This window comes from Nocardia gipuzkoensis (assembly GCF_021183645.1).
GTDB classification, from domain to species: Bacteria; Actinomycetota; Actinomycetes; order Mycobacteriales; family Mycobacteriaceae; genus Nocardia; species Nocardia abscessus.
The window spans coordinates 2,614,275-2,631,780 of sequence record NZ_CP089225.1 but is presented as its reverse complement, the minus strand read 5'-3'; the positions used below and the strand labels follow the sequence as shown (position 1 = coordinate 2,631,780).

The following is a 17,506-nucleotide window of genomic DNA, read 5'->3' as shown; positions in this document are numbered from 1 at the left end:
CCCGGTGTTCTGTTGCGGGCTCCGCGGATTCGGAAAACGGCATGGGCTTCTCGCAGGTGGGATCGAATGCGGGCAAGGGAGGTCTTGCGGCGTCCGGTTACGGATCGGGCCCGGTGTCCGGGTACGCCGCGACCGCGGCGGTCTCGCCTGCGTCGACGCCGGTGGTGCTGTCCCAGCTGTCGGTCGCGGCCTCAGGGATCGCGGCGTCGACTGCGGCATTGATCTGAGCCCCGGCCTCGGATTGCCCCCGGATCGCGGTGTCGAGGGCGTGGCGGGCTTGTTCGATGAGCGCTTTCGGTGTCGGAGGCTGCTCAGCATCGGGGTCTACGGTGGTGATGTCGCGGTCGATGCGACGGAGGCTTTTCAGCGAGCGCCGCACCCCATCGGCGATGGCGGTGCTGGTGTAGCTGCGCCAGTGGATATCGAGGTCCTCGCGGCTATAGCGCAAGTAGCCCTCGACCCGCTCGGCGAGGTCCGTGGTGGTGTTGAATGCTCGGGCGCGGGAGCGTGCGCCGAGGCCGATCGAGGTGGCGGTGCGATCAGCGCGGGTCCACAGCGCTTCCATGTTGCGCCGCAGCTGTTGGGCGGCGGCAGGGTCCGGCTCGGCGTCGGCGGTGTTGATGCCGAGGAGATGGTCGCGGGCGACGGTGAGGGCGGCCATGTCGGTGAGCTGACGCATGTCGTCCGCGACGCGGGGAGTGTTTCGTCGTCCGGGCGCCGGGCGTGGCGCCGGGAGCAGGTGGTCGTCGTTCCATGCGCGGCCGGATTCGGCGAGCCGCCGCACAACCCCAATCCAATCGGCCGGCACACCACGATTACGGGCTTGGATCTCCGCCAGACTGCGTTGCCGGTCGACCGCGGCGATCTGCTCGAACACCGCCGTTGTCGCGGCGGCCTCCGTATCGGTGGTCAGGAGGGTGGCGCGCAACTCGTTGGCGTCGGCGGCCAGCTGGTGGATGCGGCGCAGAAGAGTCGCGTGTTCGGGTGGGATGTCTCCGCTGCGGATGCCCGGTTGTGGGTGGGTCATTGTTCGTATCCCTCGCCTGGTGAGGAGAACTGCGGCGCGCCGATGTCGTGGTCGGTCGTGGGGTCGTTCACCCATGCCTGGGTGTCGGCGGCGTGGCTGAACACCGCTTTGGCGCGGTCGGTTTCGGTGTCGTGGACGGCTGTGCCGGTGGGAATCGCGGCGTCGACCGCGGCGGCGATGTCGGCGCCGGTGGTGTTAGCGGACTGGAACAGAGGCGGCGGGAGCGTCAGCCCTATCGTGATCGCGTGTACCAGCTCTTCGTGGGCGCACAACGCCGCCGCGGTGTCGATCGCGATTCCGGCATTGTTCAATGCGGTGGCTTGCAACGCGTAGGAACGAGTGTCGGTGCGGGCGACCTGCTGCCAACGCTGTGCCACCTGTTCGGCGGGAAGGCCGTCGACGGACGCGAGTGCGGCGTGAGCCCACTCCCCCGCGTCACCCCACAGGTCGTGGCCTTCCTCGCTGGTGAGGCCGAGCAGGTTGGCCACCGCTGCGGTTCGGTAGCGCAGGGCACGCAGGTTGCCCTCGACTTCGGCGACGATCGTGGCGTCGCTGGATGGGTTGATCCGGTCGTTTACGGTGTGCAGGGCGGTCCACTCGCGCAGCTGGTGCACGTCGGCGGACAGATCGCCGAGGACGCGGTCCCAGTCGGTGGGTTCGGGGGTGCGCAGGTAGAGGTCGGCGCGCCAGTGGGTGCCGCGGTCACCGCGTTCACGCACGTGGTCGATCCACACGCGCGGCACCCCACCCGCGGAGGCGGCATCGATCAATGCCTCACGCAGGAGCGCGCGGCCTTGATAGTCCTCATACCAGGACTGCGGCGGGGTTTGCCCGGTCTGCCGCTGGCGTTCGGTGGCGGTAGCCACCATCCGGTTGAGGAACACCGTTTGGTTCTGCAGAGCTTTCAGCACCGCCGCCTGCGCCCGTGTCGGTGCCCTCACGGCCCCGCCCCCGGGGTGAGGCCGTCGCCGAAGGCGCGGAAGTCGGGACCGAACCCGAGCCGCTCGATCGGGGTGCTCGCTCCGGGCGCCCCGAACCACGCGGCCGGGACCGGTTCGGCCGGGAGGCCGGGGGTGTCGATGTGCTGGTCGGGGGTGCAGCGGTGCAGGGGGCCGTTGGCGGCATCGAGGATGTAGCGCATGTGCGGGTCGATGTGGCGGGTGAACAGCGTGCTCATCGCGGATTTGTCTTGCGCCACGCGGGCGGCTTCGAACCCCCGGTGCAGCCCGGCGAAACGGACCGCCACGGCGCGATGCTCCCACCACCGGCGACACCACGTGTATTGGCCTTCGCGGTTGTTGGCCGCGATCCGCACCGAGGTCACCGGCAGCAGCCACTGCTGCACGAACAGACTCCAGTGCTCGAACAGCGGCGGCGGTCCCTTCTGCTCCTGGCCGTCTCCGTTGGTGGTGGGCTGGGAGGGTGTGAAGTACCGGGTGGGGACCGGCTCGAATGGCAGGCTGGGTGTGGCGATGTGGGTGGTGCGGGTGCAGCGGTGCAGGGGGCCGTTGGCGGCGTCGAGGATGACTTTGAAGTGGGCATCGACGTGGGAGAGCACGAAGGTGCTGAAGCCGTTACCGGTACGGGCGCGTTTCTGCGCTTCGAACGCGGCGTGCAGGTGCGCGATGCGCACCGCGACCGCGCGGTGTGCCCACCACCGGCTGCACCAGGTGTAGGTGTTCTCCCGGTTGGCTTCGGCCAACCGGACGCTGATGAACGGCCAGAACCACTTCTCGGCGAACTCGGTGAAATGCTGATACGACGGCGGCACCGGCTTGTTCGGCACGTTCTTCCCCGCCGCAGGGTTCCCCGTCGCCGAGGTTGGCGCGCTCACGAGCGCTCACCTCCGTCGGCCGGATCCCCCTCGGAACCAATGACTGGCGCCGTGCTCTGATCCGCCGCTTTCCGGAACCGCTCGAGCGACTTCCGGATCAGGGGCGCGTATTCGGTGTCCGACCACCAGATTTTGCGCACCACGACCGGTCCGTGGTTCGGAAGCCGGACCAGGGCGCGGTCTTTCGGCAGGGCTGCCAGCAACGCGGTGTCGAGGATGGGTTCAGCGCGCCAGGACACGGTGCGGTTGGTGCCTTGGGCGCCGCGGCTGCGGGAACGATCGGCGACGTCGTGCGGTCCGGTCATCGCCGACCAGTGCTCCAGATAGTCGGTCGCGGCGATCCCGCCGCCGTAGACCTCGATCGACTGGGCGCGCATCGTCTTCAACCCGTTCGCGCCCCATAGATCTTCGCCTTGCTCGAGGACCTGAAGGATGGTCATCAACACGATCCCGCAACCACCGGCGTAGGTGTAGTAGGCCGGCAGTTCGGCGATGCGCGCGCAGTTGGCGGCCTCGTCCAGCACCGACAGCAACGGCACCGCCAACCGCCCATCCGGGCGAGCACGCGCCGCATCCAGCGCGGCCTCCAGGATCTGCCCGACCAGCGCGGAGGTCAGGGGTGTGGCGCCGTCGGGGCCAGCCATCGACAGTGCATACAACGTGTCGGCCGACTCCACGAACCGCGCGGGTTCGAACTGCGGCAGGTCATGGGTGGGGTCTTGTTCGGTCCGGTCGATGACGACTTCGCTCTTGCGGGTCTTCTGGTCGACCGCCTCGCGGACCGCTATCCGCACCCGCCGTTGGGGTGTGACCATGCGGGCGTAGCCCTCGTCGGTGAGGACGTTCAGGAATCGCCTGGCCATGTCGAACAAGCCGTCGCGTTGGCGGCTGTAGAGCGCTTGGGATTCGAGGATGCGTTCGGCGGAGCGGTGGTGTCTGTAGTGGCGCAGGATCAGCGCCGGGGTCTGGTCCTGATCACGCCCGAGCCATTCGGCCACGTGCAGCAGATCCCCGCCTGCGCAGGCCGCGGCGTACAGATACAAGCTGAGCAGTTCTTGGGCGCCGCCGTCGAAGTAGGAGTCGACCTTGGCGTTGGCAGCTTGCGCCGCCGACCCGGAGGCGGCGGAGACGAAGAACCCGGCCAGCTTCCGCGCCTTGGGCAAGCTGGTGACCTGAGCCAACAAGTCGACCCAGAACCCGCATTCCACCTTCCCGGTCACCGCTTGCAGGTCGCACAACCAAATCTGGCCGCGCTGTTCACGCCCATACACGGTGTGCCGGTAGAGGTCTGGTTTGTTGCTGGTTGCCAAGCACGGGCCCCACGCTGAGAGCACAGCCGGGATCGCCCACGCCATCGTTTTGCCGGTGCGTGTGCCTGCGGCGATCGTCACCCCCAACTCGGCAGGCACGAATAGTTCCACCCCGCCGATGACGGTCTTGCCCAGCGGTGGTCCTTTGAGGGCTTGGATTTCCGGGGGCGCGTCGCGCAGCAATCGCTTGTTGGCGCGCAGGATGTCTCGCCTCCGCGCCATCCGAATGTCGCGGGGCCGTTGCATGGTGCGCGCGGCGGCGTCGATCTCACTGCCCGATCCGAATGTCCGCCACCCGAACACAGCCAGCCCGCTGCCGGCCAGCAGGTAGACGACAGCGATGAGGGTGGCTTGCCACGGCCATGGGTGTTGCCTGGTGGCGACCTCCAGCAGGGCACCGACGGGGTGGCGGGTGACGGGCAGTCCGGCCCAGCGGCTGCCCAGGCTCAGCGCTGACCACGCTGCCAGCGCCATCAGCGCCACTACGAGAAGCAGCAGCAGGAGGCTGGTTTCCTCGCCGAGTCCGCGTTTGGTGCGGCGGCGGGTTTCTCGGGTCGAGAACATGATGCGGTCCTTTCGAAGGGTGTGACGAGCGGCGACGGAGGGGTTCACGCCGTAAGGTCGGCCTCGGCACCGACCTCAAGCGACGGCGCGGGCTGCTCTTGGTGACCATCGGCCGGACTCCATGCGGCGAATCCGGCCTCGGGCAGTGCGGCGTCGATGGCCTCGCTCGTCTGTGCGCCTGCGGCGTAGTCGAGACCCGGCTCCGGGGTGAGGTCGACGAGGTGTTCAGCCGCGGTCGCGTCGCGTCCGGTCCACGGATCCGCCGCCGTCGTCTGTGGAAGGTTGGCCGGCGACTGGTGGGAATAGGTGCCTGCGAGTCCGGCGTGGTAGGCGGCCTCGATGTCGACCGATGATGCCGCGGCTGCTGCGGCGTCGACGCGGGCGGTGCGGGCGTCGTGCAGGAGGGTTTCCAGGCGTGCGAGGTGGGCTTGGTCCCGCTGGGAGGTGCCCGGCCACGCATCCGCCAGACGGGTGTGTTCAGCGGTCGCGTCTTGCAATTGCCGCAACGCCACGCGTTGGCGGGTGAGGCGTTCCTCGCGCCCGCTGTCGGCGTCTCCGGTTGCTTCTTCGGCCTCCAGCAGCTGGTCGGTGGCGGCGATGATCGCATCGACTTCGGCGAGGCTGGCCAGTTCCGGGCCGCTGCCGCCGAGCGCACGCTCGAGCACGCTGACGCGCTCCATCGTGCGCTCGGGTGAATGGGCAGGTGGCTGCCAGCGGGCGCCGTCTTGGTCGGAGCCGGTGGTGGTGGTTTCGATGTGGCCGGTGATCTCGGCGGCTTGGCGCAGGTTGCGCCACACCATCGGCTCGACGTCGAGGTCTCCCTCGAGGTTTGCGCGGGTGATGCGGTTGTAGGCGGCGCGGGTGAATTCCGGGCGCGCTTCCCATCCGGCGACCGCGGCTTGCAATTGTCCCCAAAGCCTGCGGTGCTCAGGTGATTCGTGGCGGCCCCACCGTGCGGCCAGCTCATCGGCCCATGCGGTGAATTGCTGCTGCTGGTCGGGGGTTTCGCCGTGGGGTGCGATCAACCGCAACTGGTAGTAGTGGGTGAAATCAGCCCGGATCTGGGCCTCAGTGGGGTCGGTGGCGTCGCGGTAATAGGCCGGATCGGTAGTGCCGTGTCGGGGATCGGGCCAGCTCATCGCTGTACCCGCCGATCATCGCGAAACATCGGTCGATGCTGGTGCGCAACAGCGGCATCAGGTGTGGTGTCGGACATCGTCGACCTCCGGTGAAGGAAGGGCGTGGACCGCGTTGCGTCACGTGACGGCGCGTGCGCGGCCTGGGATGTCCCCTGGCAGTGCGGGTTCGAACGTCCCGGTCAGTACCCGGTGACCAGAACGTCGACGAGAAATCGTGTGCGGTGAGTTCTTCGAGTCAGCAGATGGGTCGTCGGTAGGTGTGAGTCCCCTTCTCGAGTTCGGTCAATACGGGGCGATGCCGAGATCGGTCGTGCCGCCCGGTTCGGTGGCCGGGCCGGTGTGGTCGGGTTCGGTGTCCCAGACGTGTGTGCCGGCGGGCAGGGCGGCGTCGACGGCCTCGGTGATGGCGGCGGCGTCGGGGTTTGTTGTGTCGGCGTCCCCGAGGGCGGCGTCGATGAACTGGGCGCGCAGTGACGCCGCGGCGGTGTCGATCATCTGGTGTGGTGTCGGTGGCGTCAGCTCGGCGCCAGCGATGGGGGTGCCGGTATCGGGGTCGGTGGGAACGTAGGGCGGGATCGCCAAGTCGGGGCTCGGGGCAGCGTAGGCGTTCCATTGGGCCACCAAATCCAGCTCGTCGTAGGTTTCCAGATGCACCGCGTGCGTACGGCGCGCGCCTTCCGCGGCCGGCCCCCAGAACAGGTCGGCTTCGGTGGCAGTGAACTTCGCGGCGTGCGCCAGCGCGGTGACCCGCTGGTGATACAGCTGCATGTTGCGCGAGAACTGTGCCGCACGAGCGGGGTCGGTGCCGAAACTCCAGCGCCCGGTGGAGATCCGGTCCGCACGGGCCGCTGCGAGCGCGGCCATCCGTTCCAGGTGCCACAGGTCGAGGCTGAGCATGTCGATGTAGAAGTCCTGGGCAGCGTTGTCGCGCATCGGGTTCTGCCGCACCCCGGCTTCCACCCGGGGTCGGGTGCTGGCGGTGCCGAGTTCGCGGGCATCGGCGATCCACGCCGGCTCGATCCCCGCGGTCAGCGCGGTTTGCTCAGCCTGCTCACGTTGCGCTTCCAGCCCGTCCAGATGCGCTTGCCACGCGGCCTGCTGGTCGCCGTCGCTGGTGAGCGCTTCGAACTTCTCCCACCCGGCATCGGCGATACGGGTGTGTTCGGCGGCCAGCAAACGGATGCGCATCAGCAGCTGCGCCTGCCACTGCGCCACGGTCTGTTCGGGCGAGAATTCCGATTCAGGAACGGTCATCGTCGTACCGCCTCACCAATCACGCTCGACCGACGACCCGGATTCCGGTGGCCGAATGTCGGGTTCGCTGGCCGGTTCGCTGTCCCACACCGCGGTCACGTCGGTAGGCAGCGCCGCGTCCACCGCCGCACCGATACCGGCCTCGGCGGCCACCTGCCCAGGTGTGATGGTCGACAACGCTTCGGTAGCGCGGTCGATGAGCAGGTGCGGGGTGGGTGGCGATGTTCCCGGTTCCTGCGTCATCGCCTGGTCGACGGCGAGTGTGTCGATGCTGCGCCGGACGTCGTGTTCGATGCCACGCCAGGCGTAGGTGCGCCACCGCTCGGATAAGGCGGTGTCGTCGTAGCCGCGCACGGTCACCGACACCAGCTTCAACCAGCCCGCGCCGTCACGCTCCCACAACTGCGCGCGTTCCTCAGCGCTCAACCCGATGACGTGGGCGGTTTCTGTCGCCCGGGTCCACAACGCGGCCATGTTCCGGTCGAACTGCTCGCGCGCGGCGGGGTCGTCGGCCACGGTGTCATCGAGGCCGCGCAGACGGTGCTCGACCTTGACCGCGGCCATGTGCTCGAGCTGCCAGATGTCCGCGGCGATACCTTCGACCATGTGCGCGCGCACCGGGTCTTCCCCGTGACGCATCGTGGGTGGGGAGTGCACGCTGTCGCCCCACCGCTGCCCGCGCTGTCCGGCGGCGCGGGCTGCGGTGATCGCCGTCTGCGGTAGGCCCACGGCGGCGGCGTGTATCTCGATCTCGCTGCGGTCAGCGTCCAGGGCGCGTAGGTGGGTGCGCCAGCTCTGCACTTGGATCTCGCCGCTGCCGTAGTGCGGCTGGTAGTTCGGATATCCCTGGTGCAGGACGCGGGTGTGGTCGGCGGCGGTGTTCTGGATGCGTTCGAGCAGCCGCAGCTTCCAGCTGGGCAGCCTCTCCAGATCAGGTATGGGACGACTCACGGGCATGAACCTTTCTTCTGCGATGCTGGGGCCTGCTGGTCTGGTGGTGCGTTCCGGGCGTGTCACGGCTCGGGTCCGGGGGTGAGTTCGGGCGGCGAGCCGGTCACCTCGAGCGCGTCATCGACCGGGTTAGGGTCCGCGCCGCGGGTGTCGGACAGGCCGGCGGCGTCGATGGCGGCGGTGATATCCGCGGCGTGCCGGGGGTCGCGGCCCGGGTCGACGACGATCAGCCTGGTGATGGTGCGGTCGGTGGCGGTGAGCGCGGCCGCGGCGTGTTCGACCATGCGGTCGGGTGAGATCGGCATCTGGGCGGTGATGTCGTCAGGGGTGATGCCCGCGGCTTGCAACACCAGCATCGGCATCGCCACGGCGGTGAAGTCCGCGCCCGCCACTTGCTTCCACCGCTTCGCAAGCTGCTGGTCGCTCTGCCCGCGCAGCTGCTGGGCTACCGTCGTTGCCCAGTGCCCGTATCCGCGCTGCCACACCTGGTGGCGTTCGTCCTCGCTCAATCCCAGCGCGTGGGAGACCGCGCCAAGGCGCTGCCAGGTCATGCCCATCACTCGCCGAAACCGCGCTACCGCGTCCTCATCGAGCGCGGCGCGGTGCGGGTAGGCGGCGCCGATCCCGGCCATGTCCTGCAACCGGTGAACCTCGCGTCGCAGCGCGGTAATCAGCGTGGCCCGCTCGACCTGCCCGGAACCGAGGAGGGCTTGTCCGGGCTGCCAGCGGGTGCCGCGTTCCCCGGCGGCGCGCGCGTAGTCGATCCACGACTTCGGTACCCGACCGCCAGGGCGACCGCTTCGCACTGGTCGCGGGAGCGCTGCCCGATCCGTACTTGCTCCACTACTTCCGGTGGCGGACTGGTGTGACCGGCATGATGGGCGCGTTCGAGCAGCTGCTGGCTGTCGTAGGCGAGGTTCTGCACCGCTTTGAGCAGGTGCGCCTGCAACGGAGTGGGGGTGTCCATCTCACCGGCCTCCGCCCCGCCGCTGCGTTGCCTCGCTGCTTGAGCTGGTCATAACTCGTGACCAAGATCGGGTGTGGGCGGCATCGCAGCACCGGGGAGTTCGGCCTCGATCCCGAGTTCCAGCACCTGTGTCACGCCGTTGTCGGTGAGTCCAGCGGTATCAACCGCGTCGCCGATCGCCGACCCTTCACCCGATGCGGTGCCCGGCTCACCAATGAGATCAGCGAACTCGTGGGCAAGGTGCGTGGCGACCGATAGTTCCTCGGTCAGCCCGATGACGTCCTCGATCGCCACCGGCGACCGCTGGCGGGCAGTGCCCAGCGTGGAGTCGATGTCATCGACGAGGGTGGCGTCGATGATGGACGGGCCACTCTCGATCGCCAGCGGTGACAACTCATGCGCACTGCCGTCGACGGGGTCGATGTCATCGACGAGGGCGGCGTCGATGACGATGGAAGGATCACCGCCGGTGTCTTCGGTGAACCGCTCGGCGTAGGCATCGGATTCGTCTGCGTGCTGCTGCGATAGCCCTTCGGCGCCTTTCGCCGCAGCGAACGCCGCCGCCGAGGCCATCGCCTCCCCCGTATCACCGTGCGCACTCAACGTGTCGCTGAAACCAGCTGCACGGCGGCGGATGTCGATGAGCAGCTTCTTGTATTCGACGTCGAGGCCGTGTAGCTCGTTGGCGCGGGTCTCCCGATTCTTGTAGGCGGTGATCTTCACGTCGTGAAGTTCACGGCTTTGTCTGCGTTCGAGCGAGCCCGCCATATTCCGCCGCGTGAGATCGGCGTCGGCACGTTCGATCTGCCGCTGCTTCTGCTGCTGTTCGAGCGTGTGCTGCTCACCGCCGCGCTGGATCCGAGAACGGACTTCCTCGACCCTGGCGCTGTTGAGGTCCCGCGCGTGACCTGCGACTTCCACCGCGTTGGTCACACGCACCCAGTGCTCGACCGAGGAACGGTGCTCTTTCGCGTCGGCGTGGCGTATTCGCTGGTCGGACTCCGCTTTCGAGCGGGCGTGTCCGCTCTGGCCACGCATCAGCGCGGCGGTTGTGTGCGCGGTTTGCAGGGCTTGGACGAATCCCTGGCGCATCGCCTGGCTGGATTCCTCGACCGGATCGCCAGTCACCCTGTCACCTCCAACCCCGACAGCAACCACGCCGACCGGTCGCTGGTGCGGGTGGTGTAGGCGTAAACGGCCCACCGGATTGGTAGCTGACCGGTGGGCTGCAGTTCGACCGCCAGCACCCGGTGCACGGAGGTAGCGGTGTCGGCCGGATGGTCGTCGCTGGTCACCCGTGCGGTGGTGGTGATGGTGGTGGCATCGGTGCGCCATTGCTGCCACTGAGCCGTGGTGACCGGCGCCCACACCACCGCCGCGGGTTCGGCGCGTTCGGCGAACCCGGGATCCAGCAACGCGCGCGCCGCCCGCAACGCTGCGCGCTGGTCGACCTGCTCGCTGGGCCGGTAACCGAACACCACCGTGACCGCCGCAGTCATGACCTGCGCGGGCGAACATGGGTCCACGCTGGTGAACGGTGTCGCGAAATGCTCCGCTCGGCAGAGTTGTTCACTATCCGCAGCGGGCACCGTGATGGCTGCACCGCACCCAGCGACCGTTACCGCGACGACGCCAATGAACAATGCCAACGTGGGGATATGGGTGCTCACGGTTCACGCCCCGGCTCTCGTGGGAACCGCGCAGGGCCGGGCTCGGGTTCGTGGGCCGGTTCGGCGCTCCAGCTCAGCTCCAGCTCATCCGGGAGGGCAGCGTTGACCGCCGCATCGTCGGGTGCCGTACTGGCCGTGTACTCGACGCCGTCGCCTTCGGCGCCGCTGTGCCACAGGTGATGCATCGCGTGCTGGATCAACTGCTGCGGCCGTGGCGGCAAAACCTCGGCGTCCAGGACCCGAGCCCGATGGCGGTCGAGGGTGTCGCGGATATTGTCGACGCCGTCGCGCGCTTCCCGTTCGATGCCCGGCCAGGCGTGGATGCGCCACCGCTCCTCGAGAATGTCGGCGTCGTAGGTATGGACCGTGGCGGCGAGCAACACGCCCCACCCGTGCGCGCTCCTGACCCACAACTGTTCGCGTTCGCTGTCGAAAAGGTTGATCGCCAGTGCGAGCTCGCACGCGCGTTGCCATACCGCGGTCATGTTGTTGTGAAATTGGCTGGCCATGACTGGGTCGGGCTCGGAATGGATGCCGCAGCCGGCCATCCGAGCGCGGCGTGCGGCCGTGATCGCAGCCATGTGTTCCAGCTGCCACACGTCATCAGCGAGCAGGTTGAGGACCCAGACTCGGCGGGCTTCGGGCCCGCACGGCGGGCGCGGTGGCGCCGGGTCGCGCTCGGCCCAGCGCACACCTTGACGCCCCAGCAGCCGGGCGGCCTCAATCCACGGGGGCGGAACTTCCACCGCGCGAGCGTGAATCTGGGCCTCGTTCCGTAGTCCGTCCAACACCCGCAACCGGCTACGCCAGCTCTGGATTCGAAACTCTCCGTCACCGCCAGGGGTGTAGGTCGGGTAGCCGCGCCGCAGCAGACGCGCACGTTCCACCGACAGCTCCTGAATGTCTTCCAGCAGCCGCGCCTTCCACGGCGGCAGGACCTCCCACGGCAGCCTCGTCTCGGTCACTGTCGGACCTCCGTGCCGCGGCCGCGCGAATGCGAACGGGACTCCTGTCGGTTCATAAGAACTCCTGATCGATGTGGAACGGCTCGTGTGGCGAGTCACGGTCGGTGTGAGGGCGCGGTCAGGCATTTCGATCTCCTGGTGGTGGTGTGCTGGTGTAGCGGCGCACGTCCATGCGTTCGCCCTCCCATGCGCTCAGCGGAGTGAGGGTGACGGTTTGCCCGGATTGCGGGGCGTGCAGCAACAGGTCGCGGCCTTGGGCGTCGCGGCCGTAATAGATGCCGACATGATGGGAATCCGCGTCGCCCGGGGCGGTGAAGAAGATCAGATCCCCCGGCGCCCGCTGCACGAACGGCACTATCTGCGCGGTGGGGTGGTCTTGCTGGGCTTGGGTATAGTGCGGCAACCGGATCCGCCCGCCCGAGGCGTGATAGACGGCGTAGAGAGTCAGGCCCGAGCAGTCGAACCCTCCGCCGGTCGGACCGTTCACATCCCCGCCGCCCCACACGTACGGTGTGCCGATCCAACGCGCGCCGTGCTCGATCACCGCCCGCCCGAACGCGCTCGCCTCCACTGGCAGTGGAGTGCCGGAGCCGGTCGTTCCGCACCCGGCAGCGAGCGACCCGGCCGGCGTGCGGGCCATCGATGCTGGGTCGAGGTCGGCGAACGTCGCATACAGTCGCCGCGCCAACTCCGACTGCCCGGCATAGGCGTTGGGGGCGGACCGTTCGATCGCCTGAGCCAGTTCGGCCGGTGTCATCCGCTCCGCTGCGGCGCCCAGTTGTGTGGCGTGGTCGTAGAACCAGTTGATCTGGTAGATGGGGTCCATCAGTTTCGCGATGCCGACCGACCCCCAGACGCTGGCGCGCATCTGGTGCGGGCCGACCGAATCGTGATCGAACCCGAGCCCGTCGTTTGCGTGGTTCAACGACTCCGGCACCGCCGGATTCGCCAGGTTCCGGAACGTCGATTCGGTTGCCTGGGCGGCGAGTTCGGCGATGATCACGTTCTGCGGCATGCCGCGCTGCTTGCCGATCGCCACCCCGTTGCGCGCCAGCTGCAACTGCGATTCCGACAACCCCGCCACCGTCCGGCCGGTCGGGCCACTCACCCCGCCCGCCGCCCCCGCCGACAACGGTGCCGCACACGACGACGTCTGCTCGACGCCGAGGATCACCAAGATCAGCAGAAGCAGCGCGATCGGGAGCCCGAGTGCGGTCGCGGTCACGGTTTTCGATGCGGTGTCCATCGGTGCTCACCTGCTCGCCTCCCCCGCACCGGGAAGGTTGTCGAAACGTCGGTTGGTGTTGTGGACGTCCGCGGCCCGCTCGCTCGGGGTGAACACCATCCGGAATGGGATTCCTGGCTCGTTCGCTTCACCGGTCTTCAGCAGGAAGCAGCCCGTGCCGGGCGGGGTTTCACGCCGGGCGGGATCCAGGTCGTCGTCACTGGGTGGCCGCGGCGCAGCCCAGGAGGTGACCAGCAGCTTCTCGGTGTCGGTGATGCCGACCGCCGCGCGGATACGGTTGATCTCCTCCGGCCCGACCGGGCCGATCAGCTTCGCTCGCGCCCTTTCGAAAAACCCGAGGGCTTTCGCCTGCGCGGCGGCGGAGTCGAACGCGGCGAGGTCTTTGATGGTGTGGCTGCACATGATCAATCCAGTGCCCAAAGTGCGATTGAGCCGGGTGAGGGCGTCGACCCGGTCCACCATGAACTCCCCCACCCCGAGGACCCGCCAGATCTCGTCCATGACGACCTCGAACGTGCGCGGCGGCGCGAGTCCGGCGTCGGCAAGGGCGTGCGCGGCGGCGACCGCGCCGAAGCCTTCGCTCCAGCACACCATCAACACCGCGGCCAGTAGTTTGGTGTCACCTTCGGGGATGCGGGAGACGTCCACACACACCGCCGGACTGCCGAGGTCCAGCCGGGTGGTGGTGGGTCCGTTGAAGATCGCTCCGAACGGGCCTTCGACCAGCGCCCGTAGGGAGCGGCGCAGGGTTTTGGTGCTGGCGCGGTAGGCGGTCTCGTCGTCCTCTTCGGCGAACTGGCGCAGTTGTTCGGCACCACCGGAGATGACGTCGAGCAGGTCCGATAGCCGCGGCGGGCGCTGATAGGAGAAGCCGCCCGTGGGGCTGTAGAGCTGGCGCAGCCCAGCGGCGAGCAGCACTTCTTCGTAGTCGGCGACTCGGGAGCCGCGCACGAGTTCGACAAGTCCGGCGACGATGTTGACTTGGCCGGCTTCCACCCGAGCGGCGACCTGGCGGCGCTGGTCCGGGTCGGTGAGCTGTTCGACCACGGCACCGAGGGTGCCGACGTCGAGAGGGTTCACGGTGCCGTGGCCATAGCCGACATCGACGACCTGACCACCCAATTGTTCGACGAGGTCGCGGTAGTCGGGTTTGGTGTCGCCCATGCACAGCACGGTTTCCCCGGCCGCGACCGCGCCAGTGACCATCCGACGGATCAGCGAAGACTTTCCGAACCCGTTGAGTGCCAGCACAAACACGATCGGGGCGGTGATGAACCCTTTCAGGAACCACGACATCGGGTCGAAATGCACGGGCGTGCCCGTGATGTAATGCGCCCCGACAGGAGTGCCGACGGTAGGTGCGCTCGCCCCGACACTGAACGGCCACAGCCCGGCGACCTGCACAGTGGTCGCCCGCCATTCCGGGGTAGTGGCCACCACGGCGGCGCGGCCGCCGCCGAGCCCGCGATACCCGCGATCGGACAGACTCACCAGCGATCGGTCGAAGCCATCCCCGCCACGGTCTCCCGCGCGGCGGGCGGCGGTGGCGCGTCGATGATCATCGCTCGATATCGCCAGCCTCGCCCGCCAACCGCGCAGGCCAGGCTGGGCGGCAGCCGCCTGGATCGCGGCGCGCGCCGAGGGCGTGAGCACCCGCACACCGGCGACGATTTCGGTCCGGGCGGGCCGTGGTGTTTTCTCATTGCGGGGCTTGGTCATGCCGACACCCGCTTGGAGATCGAGGTGTGCTCGGGCAGGATCAGCCCGATTCCCAAGCTGGCGGCGAAGGCGGCGGCTTGGGTGCCGTAGCAGCGGCGCACACTCAGCCGGGACGCTGCGGCCATCCCCTTCACCGAGGCTTCGATCCCGGGCAGGTCCCCGTCGAGGTGATCGGTGACCGTCACCAGCACCCCGAACCGCGTCAGCCCGGCGCCGCGTGCTTGTTCCTCGCGGGCGGCTTGGGTGTTGCCTACCCGGATCCGTGCCGACGCCGAGGCGATGCCCCGTTCGGTCTGCTCGGCCGCGACGGCGTCACGGAAGTCGGAGTCGACCAGGGTGGTGGCCTCGGCCGCCGAATGCAACCTGTACACGATCGCCACCCGCTTGCGTGGAACATCCGCGCGCGGGCGCAGCAACTCCTCGAGCACAGTCTCCATCACCGCGCCGCGCGGAGCGGCGTCCATCTCCCACGTGATCGACCTCGCACCATCGTGCACGTAGTGATCCCACCGATCCTGATGCGCGAGCGGCCCGACGGAGTCCCACGATTGCGTGGACGTGATCGCCGCGCCGGCGGCTTCCACGTCGCGCTGGGCAGCGAGGTCGTAGCGGCTACGCACCAGCCCGAGCACCTCCCACGCCTGCAACGGCGTCGCCGGAAGTCCCGCACGGGCGAGTTGGGACAACACGCCTTGCAGGCGTTGGCCGATCTCGCGGGCCTGCTCGGCATCATCACGACGCCCTTTGCCGATGGCGCGGTAGGTGATCGCGATCCGGCCCTCAACCCGCACTCCGACCCCGCCGATATCGGCGGCGGCTTCCCGCATCACCGCCTGCGCGTAGTCCGGCGCGCTCGGGCGGACCAGGCGGGTGACCTCCTGTGACTGTTTGAGGCGGGTTTCGACGACGTTCTCCAGCACCGAGCACACCGCGACCACTTCCCCACCGCGGCTTTGGGTGGCCACGAACTGCCCGTAGCCTTCGACCCAGGCGTCGATCTGGGCTTGGTCGACCAACTCCTTGCCACGCGGGATCACCTTCAGCACCACCGTGTAGTGGTCGCTGCGACGGATGTGGAGCATCGCGAACCGCTTTCCGCCCGCCGTCTCGAACTCACTCAGTCGCGAATCCGCTAGTAAGCCAGGAAGTTTCGCGATTCCCGCGATCCGCGAGAATCGTCCGGCACGGTAGAGGTGCTCGCCGCGGGCGCGGGCGGCGGCGAACTGCAGCCGCAACAACGCGATCTCCCAGCCGGTGCGGCCATTGCGGGTGACCGCCAGCGGGGTGAATACCACCGCGCTGCCGAGGATCAGCACCCCGGCCGACAGCAGGGATCGGGTGATCAAGAACCCGACCATCACCATGATGATCAGCCCGAGCCCGAGCATCGACACGCCCCAGGTCAACCCGAAGAACCCCGCGGAACGGGGACGCTCCCAGCGGCCATACATGCGTGTCGTCACCGCCGCACCTCCCCCGGCCCCAAAGCGTCCTGGTCCAAGCTTGTGGCGGTTGCTTCACGAGTCTGGCTCTCGATTGCCGAGACTGTCTGCTGTGCAGCGTCTTTGACCATCTGCGCGCCCATCGCCGCCGCACCGGCCACACCCGCGCCCGCAACACCGACTGCCTCACCACCGCCGCTACTCGCTGCGGACGCCGACGGCGGCTGAACTGCCCCGGCACCGGCAGGACGCGCACCACTGCTGCCGTTAGTCGATCCGCCGGTCTTACCGCCGCCGGTCCCAGCGCTACTCGCGGCACCGTCGCCGCCGCCAGGCATCGGGCGGCCACCGCCCCCTCCCCCTCCATCTCTGGACGGGCCTCCAGCACCAGGTGAGCCGACGGCCCCACCACCAGGCGCGTTCTCACCCTCGCTGACCTTGCGGGCATTCGACCGCTCACCGATCGCCGCCATAGCCATCCCGGCCGCACCGCCGGCCACAACAGCCGCCGCGCCGCCCCCGCCACCGAGTGTCGCGACAGCGGGGGCGACCAGACGGATCAGCGCGGGCAGGACAATCACTGTCATGACCAGCAGGATCAAGCCGAGCAGCACCAACTGTGGGTCTTGCTGGTCACGGCCCGCCACGGTAAAGGCGATCGCATAGACCAATGCCCCGACCGGTTTCCACAACACGAAGGCCAGTGACCAACTCAGCAGGCGTTTGTACGCTTGGGAACCAGGTCCGGTACCCGAGGCGGCCGCCGCGATCGGAATCACCGCCACCACCACGATCAGCAGCGCTTGCCGGAGAACCAGCATCACCAGTTGAATCAGCATGCTGATGATCCCGAGCAGGAACAACACCAGATAGGTCCCAATCCCTAACCCGGATTTCGTCTCGAACTCGAATTCGGCGATCCCGGCGACGATGTTGTGCGCATCTCCCCTGGATGCGTCGAACAGCACCCACTCGGCGAAGGCATCACCGGCACGGGTTCCGGTGGTGACGATTGCCGCGAAGGCCATCGAGGTGAACACCGCGCGGGCCAACATGAGGAAGCTTTCCTGGGCCTCGCCCGCGACCCCGCCGCGTTTGGCCAGCGCCAGTCGCGCCGCAGCGAAGATGATTCCGCAGGTCAGCAGCAGCACCTGCAGCCCGCTGGTGTAGTCCCGGATTCCCGCCAGCGCCGGTCCCAATCCGCCCCGGCTGTCCGCCAGTTGCGGAGATGGCAAGGCTGTCCACCACGTCATGACGAATCGCAGAAGCTTGCCGAAACTCTCCCCGAGCTGCGAGGTCAGGTCGTCGAGCACCGAGTTGGCTGCCTCGGAGGCAGCTTGGCCGAGTTGTTCGCACGCCTGCTGGGGTCCTAGCGGTATGTCGCACACATCCGACGGTGGAAGCGGTGGCAGCTGTGC

The 17,506-nt window shown here is 68.3% G+C and carries 16 protein-coding genes; all 16 read right to left on the bottom strand.

Annotated features, from left to right (window positions below; all coding sequences use genetic code 11):
- Positions 1-97: 97 nt before the first annotated feature.
- Positions 98-1,027, bottom strand: coding sequence for a hypothetical protein (locus tag LTT66_RS12040; RefSeq protein WP_233066835.1), 930 nt, complete (start codon positions 1,025-1,027; stop codon positions 98-100).
- Positions 1,024-1,968, bottom strand: a complete 945-nt coding sequence (locus tag LTT66_RS12035) for a hypothetical protein (RefSeq protein WP_233066833.1) — start codon at positions 1,966-1,968, stop codon at positions 1,024-1,026. The genes LTT66_RS12040 and LTT66_RS12035 overlap by 4 nt, the downstream gene beginning before the upstream one ends.
- The gene (locus LTT66_RS12030; protein WP_233066831.1) at positions 1,965-2,861 is read right to left on the bottom strand and encodes a DUF4913 domain-containing protein; all 897 of its coding nucleotides are present in this window, start codon (positions 2,859-2,861) and stop codon (positions 1,965-1,967) included. The genes LTT66_RS12035 and LTT66_RS12030 overlap by 4 nt, the downstream gene beginning before the upstream one ends.
- On the bottom strand, positions 2,858-4,735 hold the full coding sequence (locus LTT66_RS12025; RefSeq protein WP_233066829.1) for a type IV secretory system conjugative DNA transfer family protein: 1,878 nt from the start codon (positions 4,733-4,735) through the stop codon (positions 2,858-2,860). Before LTT66_RS12025 ends, LTT66_RS12030 begins: the two co-directional genes overlap by 4 nt.
- Before the next feature lie 44 nt (positions 4,736-4,779).
- A complete protein-coding gene (locus LTT66_RS12020; RefSeq protein ID WP_233066827.1) occupies positions 4,780-5,874 on the bottom strand; it encodes a hypothetical protein in 1,095 nt (364 codons plus the stop codon).
- A gap of 282 nt (positions 5,875-6,156) precedes the next feature.
- On the bottom strand, positions 6,157-7,128 hold the full coding sequence (locus LTT66_RS12015; protein ID WP_233066825.1) for a hypothetical protein: 972 nt from the start codon (positions 7,126-7,128) through the stop codon (positions 6,157-6,159).
- A gap of 12 nt (positions 7,129-7,140) precedes the next feature.
- On the bottom strand, positions 7,141-8,079 hold the full coding sequence (locus LTT66_RS12010; RefSeq protein WP_233066822.1) for a hypothetical protein: 939 nt from the start codon (positions 8,077-8,079) through the stop codon (positions 7,141-7,143).
- Positions 8,080-8,141: 62 nt separating this feature from the next.
- Positions 8,142-8,720: a hypothetical protein gene (locus LTT66_RS12005; protein WP_233066819.1), complete on the bottom strand. Its 579-nt coding sequence runs from the start codon at positions 8,718-8,720 to the stop codon at positions 8,142-8,144.
- Positions 8,721-8,749: 29 nt separating this feature from the next.
- On the bottom strand, positions 8,750-9,046 hold the full coding sequence (locus LTT66_RS12000; protein ID WP_233066816.1) for a hypothetical protein: 297 nt from the start codon (positions 9,044-9,046) through the stop codon (positions 8,750-8,752).
- A 48-nt stretch (positions 9,047-9,094) separates the two neighbouring features.
- Complete coding sequence (locus LTT66_RS11995) at positions 9,095-10,174, bottom strand: hypothetical protein (RefSeq protein ID WP_233066813.1); 1,080 nt, start codon at positions 10,172-10,174, stop codon at positions 9,095-9,097.
- Complete coding sequence (locus LTT66_RS11990; RefSeq protein ID WP_051047562.1) at positions 10,171-10,545, bottom strand: hypothetical protein; 375 nt, start codon at positions 10,543-10,545, stop codon at positions 10,171-10,173. Before LTT66_RS11990 ends, LTT66_RS11995 begins: the two co-directional genes overlap by 4 nt.
- Before the next feature lie 167 nt (positions 10,546-10,712).
- The gene (locus LTT66_RS11985) at positions 10,713-11,681 is read right to left on the bottom strand and encodes a hypothetical protein (RefSeq protein ID WP_233066812.1); all 969 of its coding nucleotides are present in this window, start codon (positions 11,679-11,681) and stop codon (positions 10,713-10,715) included.
- Between the two features lie 118 nt (positions 11,682-11,799).
- Positions 11,800-12,927, bottom strand: a complete 1,128-nt coding sequence (locus tag LTT66_RS37055) for a C40 family peptidase (protein WP_269822002.1) — start codon at positions 12,925-12,927, stop codon at positions 11,800-11,802.
- Positions 12,928-12,933: 6 nt separating this feature from the next.
- Complete coding sequence (locus LTT66_RS11975) at positions 12,934-14,646, bottom strand: hypothetical protein (protein ID WP_233066810.1); 1,713 nt, start codon at positions 14,644-14,646, stop codon at positions 12,934-12,936.
- Complete coding sequence (locus LTT66_RS11970) at positions 14,643-16,109, bottom strand: SCO6880 family protein (RefSeq protein WP_233066808.1); 1,467 nt, start codon at positions 16,107-16,109, stop codon at positions 14,643-14,645. The genes LTT66_RS11975 and LTT66_RS11970 overlap by 4 nt, the downstream gene beginning before the upstream one ends.
- On the bottom strand, positions 16,106-17,401 hold the full coding sequence (locus LTT66_RS11965) for a hypothetical protein (protein ID WP_051047564.1): 1,296 nt from the start codon (positions 17,399-17,401) through the stop codon (positions 16,106-16,108). Before LTT66_RS11965 ends, LTT66_RS11970 begins: the two co-directional genes overlap by 4 nt.
- Between the last annotated feature and the right edge of the window lie 105 nt (positions 17,402-17,506).